This is a genomic window from Enterococcus sp. BWT-B8 (assembly GCF_020567625.1).
Lineage (GTDB): Bacteria > Bacillota > Bacilli > Lactobacillales > Enterococcaceae > Enterococcus_L.
In genome coordinates this window covers 703,928-718,961 of sequence record NZ_JAJDJV010000001.1, presented here as the reverse complement: position 1 = coordinate 718,961, position 15,034 = coordinate 703,928, and the positions used below count along the sequence as shown (strand labels likewise).

The following is a 15,034-nucleotide window of genomic DNA, read 5'->3' as shown; positions in this document are numbered from 1 at the left end:
CTATTATGTAACTGAAAATAAGGCTAGTGTAGGGTTTGTTAACTCATTTAAACCGATAAAAGTAGAATTAAACTATGCGAATCAAACAGTTCCTGTTGTGATTGTTAAGGCAAAAGGAACGAATCAAGGAAATTACTGGACAATCTTCTTTAACGAAAGTAGACAAAGACACTGGTACAAAAGAGACACAGGGAAAAGCATTGCTTAAAGAAGCGGAATACACGCTTTATTATAAAAAAGATAGCTCAACTCATAAGGCAGGCGATCCAGTAAAATGGGCAGATAATTTTAAGCCAGAATTAGTAAAGGGTATTAAAAAGTTAGGCAAAAATATTACGCTTGAGATCGGTGAGGAAAATCAGGTAGCTGTTAAGCACCTTGCTATTAACGACTATTATTGGCAGGAAACAAAAAGTCCAGAAGGCTATTTGATTGATCAAACGAGATATGATGTTTCTATAAAAAAAGTAGATGATTCAAAAGAAAATGCTGTCATTACAAAAAATGTGGTAGCGAAGGAACAAGTGATTCGATTCAATTTTGATTTCTTTAAATTCACTCAATCTGCTACAGGATCAGCAAGTACAGGATTCAATGATTTAACCTTCAAAGTAACGCCATTGGACTCAACAAAACCAATCACAGGGGCCAAAGATACCGCAACAACAGAATATGATCCTAAACTTGGCTTTGATGGTTATGGAAAATTTGAACAGTTGCCTTACGGCGATTATAAACTTAAAGAAGTAGAAGCACCAGCAGGATTTCAAAAAATTACTCCTTTATTGATTCACTCCACTTTTAAAGAAGATAAACAAGATTATTCTAAGAGTGAATACGTCTTTACAATAACAGAGAAAGGGCAAAAAGAACCAATTAAAACAGTAAAGGTTCCTTATGAAAAAATGACAAACACTCATTTTTCTGTCCAGTTAAATCGGCTTCTTCTTTATGATTTTCCAGAAGAAGAAAATGCACTAACTTCTTTAGCAACATGGAAAAATAATGAGAAAGAATTAACTTCTTTGGACAATACAGAACTCATTGACCAGCTTAGCTACAAACTAAACAAAACACAAAAATGGTTTGTTGTTTCTAAAGCAATTGATGTAGAAGCAACAAAAGCAGCACAGAAAAAGGATAAAGAAGCTGAACCAGTAGTCATTGAAGAAACAAGCAAGAGTCTATCTAATTCAGAGAAAACAGGTACTTGGACGATTACTCATAAACTAACAACTACTCAAGCGCTGACTAAACAGATCGTTTTGTTCAATTACATTTATGAAAGTGAAGAAGCTTATAAAAAAGGGGGAGGAACCTGTAGCTGTTGATAAAAATTTAGAGAATCAATCTCAAACAGTCAAAAGTATGGTGAAAAAAGCCGTCTCTATTCAAACAAAGGCACATTTGAAAGATTCTTCTCAGACCTTTACTCATGGGGAGGTAGTAGATACGTATGATGATGTAGCGATTACTCATGATTTACTGGACGGCTCAAAAGAAGCTTTTGAAACGATTTTAGTAGTCATTGATCCAAATGGTACAACAAAAGAAATTTGGCATTCTAGAAAAATTGATTATGTAGTGAATGATCGAGAGTTTACTAAAAGTAGTACTGGTTCAGATGAAGAACAGAATCTTCCAGAAGCAGTGCTACGATGGAAAGACAAGGTCACAAAGGAAGCCACAAAAAATGATATTCCAGAAGCTGTTCCCTATTTATTAGGGCTTATTATGGCAGAAACAGGGGGGAACTCAGAAAAATATCCAGATATAATGCAGTGTTCAGAAAGTCAAGGAAGGGCACCAAACGCTATCCAAGACCCGAACGAATCGATTGAGGTTGGCGTTAAATACTTTGCGGATATGTGGAAAGGGCACCGAGTTTACGATGTTTTAAATGTTGTACAGGCCTATAATTTCGGTGGTGGCTTTTTAAGTCATTCTGGCAAAGCATATTCTTTAGAGAGTGCCATTCAATTTTCCAAGAATCAGGCGAACGGTAAGACGGTCAACTATACAAACCCTGTGGCTGTAGGTTTGGGTTATGATTATCGTTATGCTTATGGCAACATGTTTTATGCTCAAATTGTGAAACAATACATTTCTTCAACTTCTAGCAGCAGTAATAGTGGCAGCAGTGGAAACTCAGCGATTGCCAAAGCAGCGTTAAGTGAATTATCTGAAGGGATTCATGAAGGTGGAGAAAAATACTGGAGTTGGTATGGCTTTACTGGTCGTGTGGAATGGTGTGCAACGTTTGTCTCTTATGTCGCAGAAAAAGCGCATGTGAAAATGGAACGATTTGCTTATTGTCCAACTGAAATTAACAATTTCAAAGCAAAAAGTCAGTGGCAAAATGGGGGGATAGAGCCAAAAAGTGGAGCAATTATCTTCTTTGATTGGGATGGAGATGGTATTAGTGATCATGTGGGGATTGTGGAAAAATTTGAGAATAATACGGTTCACACAATTGAAGGAAATTCTGGTGATAGGATTGCCAAGAGGACGTATGAGAAGAATAGTTCCTACATTTTAGGATACGGGAATCCGTAATTTATAGTGTGAATCTAAATATTCAGTAAAGAAATTAAATAAAGCATCTAGCAGTTTGATATAAGTAACCGTTAACTGATCCAAAAAGAGAGATGAGTTAAAAATTATGCAACGTGTTTTGACCCATCTCTCCTTGAGTATTCAATTATTCATTTTTATAGTAGGTAATAATGTTCATTCTTCATATTGGCGAAGAAGATGGCTTTTATTTGAATTTAGTTGATTATGGATTTTAATTAGGATATCCAGATTAGAAGAATCCATTTCAATCCCTAAGTTAACTTCATTTCCAATGATTCTCTCGATTTCAATAGTATTCAGCACATAATTTTGTTCAATATATTGTAATCTCTTGCCCATCGAAAAGTTTTTACTAGAATAGGATAAAAACGGATATTTTCGGTAGTTATTTCTTTCATCAAAAAGATGAGTTCGTGGAATACAGACACCTAAAGATGCTAATTGTTCTTGAATCCGATATTGGTAGAGCCACTGAAAAAAGAGCGTACATTCAATTAATTTCTTTGATCCTTTTGTAATTCCTAATACACCGCCACCAAAAGCAGGTGCTTGACCTGGAACAGGACAATAGTCGTAATCATTACCGATTATTTGATTTAAATGGTTCGTATAGCAAATAATGATTGACGTTTTACGATTGTTAAAATTTTCAATTTCAGTATCCCACCATGCTTCATTCTGAATCTTTGCGTTTTGTCGAATTCTTTTATAAGCATCTAAGGTTTGGACAAATGCCTCTGACGTCACTTCAAAGACACCATCTACAAGTTTAATTTCTCCTCCTAAAGAATAGAAGTAGGGAAGAAATTCAGATGCTAAAAGGATGCCATCCCCTTTATTGATTGATAGTGGGTACGGAATACTTTTTTCTGGAATATTCACAGATTGATAAAATTCAGAGTAGTCTGCAAGTTCACTATAGGATGTCGGTGGGAGCAACATCTGATTGTATATTTCAGAGTAAGCTTTTTGAATTATTGGGTTTTCGAAAACATCTTTCCGATAAAGCATCATTTGTATAGATGGGTCAGCAGGGAGACTTAGAAGCTGCTGATCAACGTAACAATAATTTCTCCAATTTTTCATATTATCAGCTAATTCTTTAATTTCAGGAATATTGGCTAAATCTAAAAATAAGTTTGGACCTAGCCAAGGGAAATAGCTGACATCTAGTTTGATCATATCGTAGTCTTCAACTTTTTTTTCAATAATTAGCTCATTAAGCTTTGTAAAGGGCAAGTCAGTAATTTCAATCTCAATATTTGTTTCCTTAGTAAACTTAGTTGCTAACTGTTTTAAAGCTTTTGAAAAAGGATTCTTTAAAAGCAACAACCTAATCTTTCTTTTTTTCTCTAGTTTACCAAATTCATGAGTAGCGGTTGGGTAGATGTTAATGCGTTCTTTTTGTATTTTAAATTTTTTAGGATTTGTTGGTAATGCCTGAATTAGTTTAATAATTTTTAAAGCCAGTTCATTACTTGAAAAGTAGTATTTGGTAATTTTCAGGAAATCATAAAAATGATATCCCGTGTTGCATGAAATGAGAATAAACTGGGGAATCTCACCAGTATAGCCTTCATAGAATGTTAACAATTTTTCAATTATATCTTTAGAAAAAACGATAAATTTTCTATGCTTTAAAGAAGCAAAACTTTCTGGAATATCTTTTTCTTCAAGATTTACTACATTTAACTGTTCTTGCTTTTTCGCCATAACTATTTCATAAATAGAGAAATCATTTTTATCAGAGATAATAGTGTACTCTTTTATATTACTTGTTATTTTAAAAAAGCTATCCATATTCATTTCTATAGTATTTTTTTCGTTATCGGGGCTACCGATAGTAATTAATTTAGTTACTGGGATAGCATTAATTAGCGACTTGTCTTTTATTGAAGCTAGACAGACAGCAGCTTTATATTGCCCTTGCTTTAACAAGTTTAGTAAGTCTTGTATGTCACTGTAACTTTCAACTTCTATGATTTTTAGTTCCATACCATTAAATTTTAAGTCATGTAATAAATCAATAATTAATGGGCCCAATGCACTATTCAATAATGGGACTATTAACAAAATAGTGTTCGATATTTTCTTTTTCATGACCTGTGCATTTTCATTCCTTACATAGCCAAGCAATTTAGCAGCTTCCTCAACTTTTCGTATAGTCTCGATTTTTACATTTCCTTTTTTACTCAGCACATTGGAGACTGTTCCAATACTCACCTTTGCTGCAGCAGCAATATCAGAAATTGTTATATTTTCCATTTACATACACCTCACTCTTATTCTACAGTAAAACAGAAAAAATTGAAACGTTTAAATTTTATGTTGACGCTTTCTTAAAATGTTGTATAATTATCTCAGGATTAAAATTAAAACGTTTCAATTGATCTTTTAGTAAAAATTAAAACGATATAAGGAGAGTGCGGAATGAAAGTAAATTTGAAACTAGCTGCAATTGCTGCAGCGGCAATGATGTTATTAGTTGGGTGTGGAAATTCAGATAATAAAAGTAGTAATGGAAACGATAGTAAAAATGAAAAAATTATTGTTTATTCAAATTCAGTTAGTGATGGTCGGGGAGAGTTTCTAACGGAAAAAGCAAAAGAAAAAGGATTTGATATAGAAATAGTGGATATAGGCGGTGGTGAATTGTTGAACCGAATTATTGCAGAAAAAGATTCGCCGATTGCAGATGTTGCTTTTGGTATGAATCAAATGATGTTTAACAAAATTGAGGAAGAAGATATTTTGGAATCTTATAAACCATCTTGGCTAGACAAAGTTGATTCATCATTAGTTGATAAAAATAATATGTTTTCCCCGTTACAAGAACAACGTGTCTTTATGATATATGATGCTGATAAAATAAGTAAGAAAGAGGTTGTCAAAGATTGGCAACAACTTTCAAGTGAAGAGAAGGATAACTATATTATTCCAACAGGATTAGGTGGGGCTACGGCAAACGCAATTGTCTATAATATTCTGATGAATTATCAAGATAAGTCAGGGGAAATGGGGATTTCTAAGGATGGTTGGAAAGAAGTTGAGAAGTATTTAAAAAATGGGATAGTGCCTGAAGAAGGTCAGTCTGAAATTGCTGAACTTGCAAATGGAAATGCTGCATATTCTTTTACTTGGTTAAGTAATGTTCCCATTGTTGAAGAGAGTCTTGGAATTAAGCTAGGAGTTGTAAATCCATCTTATGGAGTTCCTCAAACTGTCGAGCAGGTTGGAATTATTAAAAAGGATAAGATGAAAGGTAATATTAAAGAATTTGTCGATTTTTTGGGAAGTGCTGATATTCAAGCAGAGTGGGCAGAAAAGTTCGGTTCTGCACCAGTAAATGAAGATGCTAAATCTTCAATAAATCCTCGGATTCTCGAGATTTTAGAGTCAACTACGCCACAAGATAATGACTATGATTTTATTAACAAGCATTTGGATACGTGGGTAGAATACATTGAATTAAATTATCTAGGAAATTAGTTAGGGGACGGTAAAGAATGATAACATTTAAGAATATAGAGATTAGGTATGGCGACTTTGTTGCTGTACCTGATCTGAATTTTGAAGTAAAAGAAGGAGAATTTTTTACATTACTTGGTCCATCAGGATGCGGAAAAACAACTACTCTTAGATCTCTTGCAGGCTTCTTAAAACCAAGCAAAGGCAGCATTGAAGTGGATGGATCAGATATTACCAAGGTTCCTATTGATGAACGCCAAGTTGGAATGGTTTTTCAAAGTTACGCTCTTTTTCCAACCATGTCTGCATATGACAATATTGCCTTTGGTTTGAAAATTGAGAAAAAATCAAAAGATTATATTGAAAAGCGTGTGTTAGAACTTGCTAAAATGGTAGATTTAACACCTGAGCAATTACAAAAAAATGTTTCAAATATGTCGGGTGGACAGCAACAAAGAGTTGCGATTGCACGAGCTTTAGCAAAAAAACCAAAAATTTTAGTGATGGATGAGCCACTATCAAATTTAGATGCAAAATTAAGGAAATCCTTACGAAAGGACATTAAAAACTTTCAACAAACTTTTGGGATTACAACTGTTTATGTTACTCATGACCAAGAAGAAGCACTAATGCTATCCGATAGAATTGCGGTTTTCAACAATGGAAAGATTGAACAAATAGGGAACCCAGAACAAATTTATAATGAGTCAGCTACTGAATTTGTTTGTAAATTTATTGGTGAGGCTAACCATTTGCTAGCGAAAGATTTGAAAATACTCGGATTAGATCCAACTAGTTTTCAAGCGGATAACACATTTTATATTCGTCCAGAAAAAGTTTCGTTTTCAAGAACAGAAAGTAATCATAATGGAATTGCTGGCGAAATTGTTAGCAAAGAATTCTATGGTATGTATGGATATTACCAAATTGATGTTTCTGGAACTAGATTAGTCTCATTTCAGCGTGAATCAAAAGCGGAGCAACACCAAATTGGTGAAACAGTCTATGTTTCTATCGAAAAAGAAAATATTTTGAGTTATCTAACTGAAGGGTAGGAGGTGAAGGCATGGAGTTACAACGTAAGAAAAAAAACGTTCATTTTCCTAAAAAGATTAATATTGGCTTAATAGGGTATTTAATCATATTAGGTTGGTTTATTGTTGCATTTATGATTATTCCAAATTATGAAATACTGAAAACAGTTTTTATCTCCGATGATGGATTTTCAAGCGAAGTGATTCAAAAGATATTGTCATCAGGTCGAGCTACTCAAGGTATTAAAAATTCGTTTATTCTGGCTGTTTCATTGACAATAACAACTACAATTGTAGGGATTTTGGAAGTTTTATTTTTGGATTATTTTAAAATTAAAGGAAAACGATTTTTGATTATTTGTTATATGATTCCTTTAGTTTTTGGCGGTATCATGCTTGCCAACGGCTATCTATTTACTTATGGGTCTAGAGGGTTTATAACGAGGCTGATTACGAGTGTATTCCCTGCGGTTCCTTTAGACTGGTTTGGAGGCTACGGTGCAGTATTGTTTTTAATGACATTTGCATGTACGACAAATTATATGATTTTCTTTAGAAATTCATTTAAAAGTATTGATTTTCAAACAGTTGAAGCAGCAAAAGGACTAGGTGCTTCAAATTTCACTATTTTAACAAAAGTTATTTTACCAGCCCTTAAACCAGTGTTATTAACATGCATCATACTCTTGTTTCAGACAGGGTTAATGGCTATGTCAGCTCCATTAATGGTTGGGGGACGTAAATTCGAAACAATCGGACCTTTAATTTTAACATTTACGCAAAGACCAACATCGAGATCATTAGCCGCAGTCCTTTCATTATTTCTTGGAGTTTTTCAGTTAATACTACTTTACATCATTCAGCGGAATGAAAAGAAAGGCAATTACCTCTCTATCTCTAAGGTGAAGACAAAAATTGAACCGACACAAATTAGAAGTAAGTTGGGAAACACTATAGCACATATCGGCGCTTATTTATTTGCATTCATCAATCTATTACCTCTTGTAGTAGTAGTTCTTTTCTCATTTACAAATTTCCAAACGATCTCCTCAAGAGAGCTGAAGTTTAACAGTTTCAGTTTGCAGAATTATAAAAATATTTTAACGGATAGTTCGTCATACCGTCCATTTATTACCAGTGTGGTATATTCTGCAATTGCTGCTTTAGTTGCTGTTTTGCTAATGGTAATAGCAGCAAGAATCGTTTTTAAATATCAAAATAGGTTCACTGTATTATTAGAAGTTTTACTTCATATACCATGGGTACTTCCCGGATTAATGTTTGCTTTGGGGCTAATCCTATCCTATTCAAAGCCAAAACTTATTATGTTTAACCAATCATTGACAGGCACATTAGTTATTATGTTAGTTGCCTATATAGTGGTCATGTTGCCAAATACTTTTCGATTTATAAAAGCTTCCTATTTTTCTGTTGACCAAAATTTGGAAGACGCAGCAAAAATTTTAGGTGCAAAGTCAATCTATTCCTTTATTAAGATTGTTTTACCAATTATCTTACCAACTGTGTTGGCAATGATTGCGATTAATTTCAACGGAAAGTTAGGAGATTATGATCTATCTGTATTTTTATATAATCCTGCAGCAAAGCCTGTTGGAGTTGTGATTCGTAGTAACTCAAGTGCAGAAGCTGGAGTAGAAGGGTTGGCAATTAACTTTGTCTATTCCGTCATTCTAATGATTATTAATTCGCTTGTCTTTTTCTTTGTATATGCAGATGGAAAAGATAAAATTAAACATTTATTCAATGGAAAGAAGAGGCAATCAGTATGAACAACCTAAGCAGAAAGTTTGAAAATCTATTAGCAAGTAAAAAATTTTTAATTATGCTTCATAGAGGCGCGCACGGAGGAAATATCGTAGAAAATACAGCTGATGCCGTAAACATAGCAAGGAAACAAGGTTCAGATATTGTTGAGATTGACATTTCAATGTCTACTGATGGGGATTTCTTTGTTTTTCATGATGGTGGAGAGCCTAGATTATTAAATGATAATCGAAACATAAATACTATGAGTACAAAAGAAATTAGGAGTAAATATTATTACAACGAATTAGGGCAAGTTTTGCATAAAAAGGTTCAAAAGTTTGAAGAATTACTTTCTGGTGTCTCTAAAGATGTTTTTTTTAACATTGATCGTTCATGGGATCATTGGAGCACCTTTCTACCTTATCTAGATCAATTCAAAGAAAGGTATGAATACTTCATTTTAAAATCACCAGTAGAAAAAGAGTTACTGGAACTTTTGGATAATCATCAAGTAAATTACATGTATTTCCCGATTATTAATAACGAAGAAGAATTAGATTTATTGGAACAATATAAAAATATCAATGTGATAGGCTTTGAGGTTATTGAAAGAGACGATATGTTTACGTTTATTAATTCTAATCGCTTTGATAAATACAAATCTAATGGTTATCTATTTATTGTAAATGCTATTAACTTAGATGATGATACTAAGTTATTTGGTTCATTAAGTGATGAAGTGTCTATTACAGTAAATCCTGATTTAGGTTGGGGAAAAATCTTAGAGATGGGTGTCAATGGTATTCAAACGGACTGGATTGATTTACTTTATAATTATCGAGAAAATAAGTTTACTAAAAACTGATTATTGAATATAACTGGAGGCGAGACAAGAGTTCTCCCTCCTTTTTATTTAATAGAGAAAGGAGTATTTCATGTTAAACCTCAGTATTTTCGAAGTATTTACTAGACTCCTAATTTCTATGATAGTTGGCGGAATTGTTGGTTACGAACGTGAACAAAAAAATCGACCTGCTGGAATGCGAACGCATATATTAGTATGTATAGGTGCAACGATTATTGCTTTAATTCAGCAAGCTGTTTCTGAAGAAGCCTTTATGATTGCAACCAATTATCCCGATTTAAAGGACTTAGTGAAATTTGACCAAGCTCGATTAATTGCACAAGTAGTAAGTGGTGTCGGGTTTTTGGGTGCAGGAACGATCATAATTACCAAGCAGCGTGTGCTCGGGCTGACAACAGCAGCATCGTTGTGGGTAAGTGCTGCTGTAGGCATCGGTGTAGGTATGGGGTATCTTAAAGTAGCAATTCCAGGTTTTATTTCTATCATGATTTCTTTATCTGTCATCAAAAAAATTATTAAAGTTCCTAAAGTACGAAACTTAGAAATTCAATATCTTCATCGAGTTGAGACGAAAGAATTTATCAATAATTATTTCGAAAAGCATAATATTGAGATTGAAGAGGTTACTTTTGAAGTACAGGTAATTAACGGAGAGAAGATATACAAAAATACCTTTAATATCGATCTTCCAAGACTTCTTTCATACGCGGATATTATTGAAGAACTATCAATGTATTCAAATATTCAACAAATCCGTCTAATTTCAGTGAATGATTAAGACAGGTTAGACAAGGATGTAAAATGTTAATACGCACTTGTTAATATTAACCTGTTATCTGCTTAGTCTTTTTTGATTTACTAAACAATTACTCTCATTATTGAATGACTTATAGATTGTCTTTTTTCTAAAATTTGCATTTATTTAATTGCATAATTTTTTATCGAAACCTGTTTTTTAGTGAAAATATCTGAGTTCAGTCAAGCTAAAAAATAAAATGGTGGTGAAAAAAATGGTAAAGATAAAACAAGTCCAATATTTAAACCAACCACTCTTAGTATCTACTATTTTTCCTCATCCAAACTTACTCTTGATTATTCAACCAACTAAGTCGGAAAATGATAGACCAAAAATGTCATTTATTTTGAGTGCTAACAGAAGCAAGGTTGAGAAATCGCAAATAGAAGGAAACGGTGAGTATATAGAAATTTTGTTTGATGTAGAAAAAAATATGAACTTAGTGAAAACATGTATATTCCCTTAAATGTTACCGAGGAAATGCAACAGCTAGCTTATTTGTTGTTTACCTACTATTATTCGATTCACATTGAATATTCAATCAACTATGTATTACAACTACTTGTCTATGACACGATAAGAGCAAACTCAAAAACGTTATTGGTCAACCAGACATTTATTTCTTTAGTTGTATTCATTACAAAAAATATTCATTTTTCTTTGACTATTGAAGATTTATGTCAATTTCTACATGTTAGTTCGTCAGCCTTAACTCGTTTATGTAAAAAGAATTCTGGACTGAGTCCTAAAAAACTCTATAGAAAAATTCAATGTTACGAAGCTAAGAGACTGCTGCTTAATACAGATATGACAATTCAAGAAGTATCAAAAGAGTTAGGATTTAAAAATTCTTTTCATTTCTCTAAAATTTTTAAACTCATTGAAAACATTTCACCAGCTGATTTTAGACGAGAAGCGATTGAGAGTAGTAGATAGTTAAATAGATAGGAACTTTCCATTCAAATATAAAAAGCGTACAAACAAGTCACCTGTTTGTACGCTTTTTACATTTATCACTAACCAGCAAATAAATTTTAGAATATCTTTAGAAAGCATTTCTGTTTGCTTCAAGAGTATTTGTATAATCGTCAGATTCATTCAATGCTCTATTCTTCACCAGTTGGGCGTGATAAAACTAGGTTACAGACATTTAGGAGGTGAAAGAATTGGTCGTAGTAAAAAAAGTTCATTATATCGAATCGCAAGCTACAGCCATTCCTAAACTTCCAACGTCTAAGTTGTCGTTACTGATTCAACAAGAAAATCGAACTGAATGTGAACCGCAGCTTTCTTTCATTTTAGCGACCTCGCTTGAGAGAATGAAAGTAGCAAAACTGCAAAAAGAGAATCAGTTACTAGCAATAGATATTGAATGTGACTATGAAGTGAAAAACTCGTTGTTCCTTCCATTAGATGCTACACAAGAAATAAAGCAACTTACTTCACTACTGTTTACTTATTATGCTTCTAAGCAGGCAAACTACCCAATTGATCAGGTTGTGGATTTGTTAATCAATAAACTTGTGAATGTAAATTCGGAACTAGTAGCCAATGAACAATCTTTTCTGTCTTTGCTTGTTTTTATGACTAAAAATGTTAATCGTTCACTATCAAATGATGATTTTTCTAGGGAATTGCATATCAGCTATTCAACGCTTCTTAGAATGTGTAAGAAATTTGCAGGGCTAAGTCCCAAGCAGCTTTTTAACCAAATTAGACATTATGAAGCAAGGCGGTTACTATTCACCACTTTACTGACAAACTATGAGATTGCAGAGCAGTTGGGTTTTAAAAATGCGTCCCATTTCTCAACTGCTTTCAAAAAAATGGAGGGAATTTCTCCACATGAACTTCGTAAACAACAGCTATCAAAGAAAGAAGGGAATAATTATGAATGAAAAGGAAAAAGCAGCCGTTTATCAGCAAACGAATTTACTCCTTCAAAAAATCAGCAGCTTGATGAAAAATTATGAAGACTGGAAAAGTTACCTATTGGGAAATAATGAGCGTGAAGTTCGTCCAAAAAAGTCAGGCAGCTCCTTAAAAAAAGCAGCCGAATATCAGCAATATATGACCGAAAAATCGACAGAGCAACCGACAAATTCCTATCAGATTGTTGCGACTAAAATTGCCTCATTACTGAAAAAAAGCGACGTACCATTATCAACTCAACAGATTTTCAACAAATTAACTGAGGATTACAAGCTCTCAATAACGTACTCAATCTGTCGCATAACATTTTAAGAAGCATGCATAACGATTCCAGCATTAACGTTGAACGAGCGCACAGAGGCTATTGGCAGTACCGATTAAAAAGACTTTGAAATCAATGATTCATTGATTTCTTAAAGCCCCTTTTAAAGAGGTTTTAAGAAGTGAATGAACCATGATCACTTCAATTTTGTTCTTTGACAACTGAATAATTAATTGTTGAATATATTCCTTTACAGTAGAGCTGAAATTCCTATGAATTTGTCGGTAGACAAATACTCAACAAAAAGATACAAAAAACTTGGATAGTATTTTTGTACTAGCAAACGCCTTAGTTAATATACTATTCAATGAAATACAAAATTAAATAAGCTTTATATAGATTAAAATATTAATTTTTGTGAATTACCAAAAGGAAGTGATAGAAATGGTTCAATCTTTTCCACCTAAATTAACTACAACAGAAGACCATTCAGAAGCAGAGTGGGTTAATAAAAATGGACTTATTTTACGTTTTGAAGGCTTGAATCGGAATACGTTAAATGTGTGGTTGATGGAGATGAGGGACACTAAAGAATTTGAATCCTTTGTTGTTAATCCGACCCATAAATTGGTTTGGATAAATGTAGAAGGATTTTTAAAATTTTTAAGATGGAAAGCACACGAAAGAGGGTATTAATAATGAAAGAACATTGGGGAAAGAATTTTATTACTACTCATTATATGTTAAAATGGTAGATGGGCATATTGATGAAACCCGCATGGGACAACCTTTTGTCTGTTGTTTTATTTACCACTCATTAACTATACTTTCTTATATGTTCAATAGATTATTAGACAAGGAGTTAAGTAAGTTATGAGGTATAGAGAAGACTATTTAAAAGGGTCTTTTACAGTAGTTGATGAAGATGGTTATAAGCGAACATTTCAGAGATATCGTGATCCGATGACAGAAAAGCTGAAAAAGAAATCTGTAAGCTGGAAGCGCCATAAACTAAAAAGTGAACGACAGGCGCTTAAATTTCTTAAAGGACAGATAGAGAAAGAATTGTTTGAGCAGCCATTATCAGACTCTATTGAGATTGAAACATTTGGTGAACTTGTTGATCTTTGGTATCGTGTGTGGAAGCCGACTGTGAGAGAAACGACAGCTGAAAGCCAAATGAAGCTATTAGAACGATTCATTTTATCATTCTATCCTAGAGATATGTCTTTGACAGTTCTAAATCCGTTATTTATTGAAAGTATTTGGGGAGAGATATTGAACCTCAAAGGAGAACGAAGTAAAAAGCCTTTAGAAAAAGCGACTTTAGAAAAAATTAGATCGCTATTCAAACAAATAATGTATTACGGATATAGAAATGAATTAGTTTCTTTTGATCCACAAAAGGCGGAAATGAAGATTCCAAGAGATCGTGGAATAAAAGCTATAGAACGAAGAAAAAAGAAATTTTTGGATCACAGTGAAGTGAAGATGTTACTTGAATGTATTGAAGAAAAATATGATAGGAACAAAGCCGTCAATAAGATGGGCCATCTGTATTCTGATTTAGTTGAATTTATGATCCGAAATGGGTTGCGTATTAATGAAGTAGGAGCATTGACGATTGATAAAGTAGACTTCGGATCGAATCAATTAATTATTAGTGAGGGACTTGTTTCAGCAGGACGAGCAGTTAAGGATTATAAGCTTAACGCCACAAAGACAGCTGCCTCTACACGAGAAATTGATTTAGATGATCGTTCAATGGAGATTATTCACAATCGAATTGAAGCAAACCAAGCACGGCAAGAAGAAATGAGAAAAAGGCGATCTGGAGATTTAATCAGAAGCTATATTCGGAGTGATAATGGAAAAACTTATGAGCAAACTGTTCATGCTTCTAAGTCATTTTGTGAGACGGACTATTTATTTCAGACACAAAATGGCAATCCAGGTGTTTATCATTCATTTAACGAATTTATGAATGGGCATGGGAATAATTCAACGCCAGTAAAATGTGTAAATGATATTTTAAAAGAAAAATATCTGTTATTTAAAAAGCATATTACGACCCATACATTTCGCTATACGCATATCTCTTTGCTAGCAGAATCTGGTTTGCCTATCAAAGCGATCATGGAAAGAGTGGGTCATTCAGACATAAAAACAACGCTTCAAATTTATAATCAAGTAACAAAGACTTCTCATGAACAAGTCCTAAAAGAGATATCAACTTGGCAATTTGTGTAAGGAAAAAAATGAAAATATGTGTACATGCGTTTCTATAGTTATAAGAAAAGCGGTACGGATTTTGATTTTGGAGGATACATAAG

General features: G+C 33.3%; 14 protein-coding genes. 13 read left to right on the top strand and 1 reads right to left on the bottom strand.

Annotation, left to right across the window (positions count from 1 at the left end; genetic code table 11):
• The first annotated feature begins 101 nt into the window (after positions 1–101).
• Together LI951_RS15335 and LI951_RS03210 are read left to right on the top strand one after the other, a co-directional pair.
• Positions 102–1,331 carry a prealbumin-like fold domain-containing protein gene (locus LI951_RS15335; protein WP_267491680.1) on the top strand — a complete coding sequence of 410 codons (1,230 nt, stop codon included), beginning with the start codon at positions 102–104 and terminating at the stop codon, positions 1,329–1,331.
• A gap of 37 nt (positions 1,332–1,368) precedes the next feature.
• Positions 1,369–2,556 carry a lysozyme family protein gene (locus LI951_RS03210; RefSeq protein WP_267491679.1) on the top strand — a complete coding sequence of 396 codons (1,188 nt, stop codon included), beginning with the start codon at positions 1,369–1,371 and terminating at the stop codon, positions 2,554–2,556.
• 174 nt (positions 2,557–2,730) lie between these two features.
• Here LI951_RS03210 and LI951_RS03205 read toward each other — a convergent pair whose 3' ends face one another.
• Positions 2,731–4,842 (bottom strand): extracellular solute-binding protein, encoded by a 2,112-nt coding sequence (locus tag LI951_RS03205; protein WP_229441236.1) that lies wholly within the window; start codon positions 4,840–4,842, stop codon positions 2,731–2,733.
• A gap of 165 nt (positions 4,843–5,007) precedes the next feature.
• On the opposite strand from LI951_RS03205, the gene LI951_RS03200 reads away from it, so the two are divergent.
• The 11 genes from LI951_RS03200 (at position 5,008) to LI951_RS03155 (ending at position 14,951) form a co-directional block, all read left to right on the top strand.
• Positions 5,008–6,066 carry an extracellular solute-binding protein gene (locus tag LI951_RS03200; protein WP_229441235.1) on the top strand — a complete coding sequence of 353 codons (1,059 nt, stop codon included), beginning with the start codon at positions 5,008–5,010 and terminating at the stop codon, positions 6,064–6,066.
• 17 nt (positions 6,067–6,083) lie between these two features.
• Positions 6,084–7,100 (top strand): ABC transporter ATP-binding protein, encoded by a 1,017-nt coding sequence (locus LI951_RS03195; RefSeq protein WP_229441234.1) that lies wholly within the window; start codon positions 6,084–6,086, stop codon positions 7,098–7,100.
• Between the two features lie 11 nt (positions 7,101–7,111).
• Positions 7,112–8,869, top strand: a complete 1,758-nt coding sequence (locus LI951_RS03190) for an ABC transporter permease (protein WP_229441233.1) — start codon at positions 7,112–7,114, stop codon at positions 8,867–8,869.
• Positions 8,866–9,711, top strand: coding sequence for a glycerophosphodiester phosphodiesterase family protein (locus LI951_RS03185; protein WP_229441232.1), 846 nt, complete (start codon positions 8,866–8,868; stop codon positions 9,709–9,711). Before LI951_RS03190 ends, LI951_RS03185 begins: the two co-directional genes overlap by 4 nt.
• Before the next feature lie 70 nt (positions 9,712–9,781).
• A complete protein-coding gene (locus LI951_RS03180; RefSeq protein ID WP_229441231.1) occupies positions 9,782–10,489 on the top strand; it encodes an MgtC/SapB family protein in 708 nt (235 codons plus the stop codon).
• A gap of 232 nt (positions 10,490–10,721) precedes the next feature.
• The gene (locus tag LI951_RS03175) at positions 10,722–10,973 is read left to right on the top strand and encodes a hypothetical protein (RefSeq protein WP_229441230.1); all 252 of its coding nucleotides are present in this window, start codon (positions 10,722–10,724) and stop codon (positions 10,971–10,973) included.
• On the top strand, positions 10,958–11,443 hold the full coding sequence (locus LI951_RS15330; protein WP_420705902.1) for a helix-turn-helix transcriptional regulator: 486 nt from the start codon (positions 10,958–10,960) through the stop codon (positions 11,441–11,443). Before LI951_RS03175 ends, LI951_RS15330 begins: the two co-directional genes overlap by 16 nt.
• Positions 11,444–11,673: 230 nt before the next feature.
• Positions 11,674–12,405 carry a helix-turn-helix domain-containing protein gene (locus tag LI951_RS03170; RefSeq protein ID WP_229441229.1) on the top strand — a complete coding sequence of 244 codons (732 nt, stop codon included), beginning with the start codon at positions 11,674–11,676 and terminating at the stop codon, positions 12,403–12,405.
• Complete coding sequence (locus LI951_RS03165; RefSeq protein WP_229441228.1) at positions 12,398–12,751, top strand: hypothetical protein; 354 nt, start codon at positions 12,398–12,400, stop codon at positions 12,749–12,751. Before LI951_RS03170 ends, LI951_RS03165 begins: the two co-directional genes overlap by 8 nt.
• Before the next feature lie 394 nt (positions 12,752–13,145).
• Entirely contained in the window at positions 13,146–13,397 is a 252-nt protein-coding gene (locus LI951_RS03160; protein WP_229441227.1) for a hypothetical protein, read from the top strand.
• Positions 13,398–13,574: 177 nt separating this feature from the next.
• Complete coding sequence (locus tag LI951_RS03155) at positions 13,575–14,951, top strand: tyrosine-type recombinase/integrase (RefSeq protein WP_229441226.1); 1,377 nt, start codon at positions 13,575–13,577, stop codon at positions 14,949–14,951.
• Positions 14,952–15,034: the final 83 nt, after the last annotated feature.

Bases quoted from the DNA above. Each gene is read 5' to 3' on its own strand.
- LI951_RS03210 (WP_267491679.1), top strand. From the start codon at position 1,369: ATGGTGAAAAAAGCCGTCTCTATTCAAACAAAGGCACATTTGAAAGAT.
- LI951_RS03205 (WP_229441236.1), bottom strand. From the start codon at position 4,842: ATGGAAAATATAACAATTTCTGATATTGCTGCTGCAGCAAAGGTGAGT.
- LI951_RS03200 (WP_229441235.1), top strand. From the start codon at position 5,008: ATGAAAGTAAATTTGAAACTAGCTGCAATTGCTGCAGCGGCAATGATG.
- LI951_RS03195 (WP_229441234.1), top strand. From the start codon at position 6,084: ATGATAACATTTAAGAATATAGAGATTAGGTATGGCGACTTTGTTGCT.
- LI951_RS03190 (WP_229441233.1), top strand. From the start codon at position 7,112: ATGGAGTTACAACGTAAGAAAAAAAACGTTCATTTTCCTAAAAAGATT.
- LI951_RS03185 (WP_229441232.1), top strand. From the start codon at position 8,866: ATGAACAACCTAAGCAGAAAGTTTGAAAATCTATTAGCAAGTAAAAAA.
- LI951_RS03180 (WP_229441231.1), top strand. From the start codon at position 9,782: ATGTTAAACCTCAGTATTTTCGAAGTATTTACTAGACTCCTAATTTCT.
- LI951_RS03175 (WP_229441230.1), top strand. From the start codon at position 10,722: ATGGTAAAGATAAAACAAGTCCAATATTTAAACCAACCACTCTTAGTA.
- LI951_RS15330 (WP_420705902.1), top strand. From the start codon at position 10,958: ATGTATATTCCCTTAAATGTTACCGAGGAAATGCAACAGCTAGCTTAT.
- LI951_RS03165 (WP_229441228.1), top strand. From the start codon at position 12,398: ATGAATGAAAAGGAAAAAGCAGCCGTTTATCAGCAAACGAATTTACTC.
- LI951_RS03160 (WP_229441227.1), top strand. From the start codon at position 13,146: ATGGTTCAATCTTTTCCACCTAAATTAACTACAACAGAAGACCATTCA.
- LI951_RS03155 (WP_229441226.1), top strand. From the start codon at position 13,575: ATGAGGTATAGAGAAGACTATTTAAAAGGGTCTTTTACAGTAGTTGAT.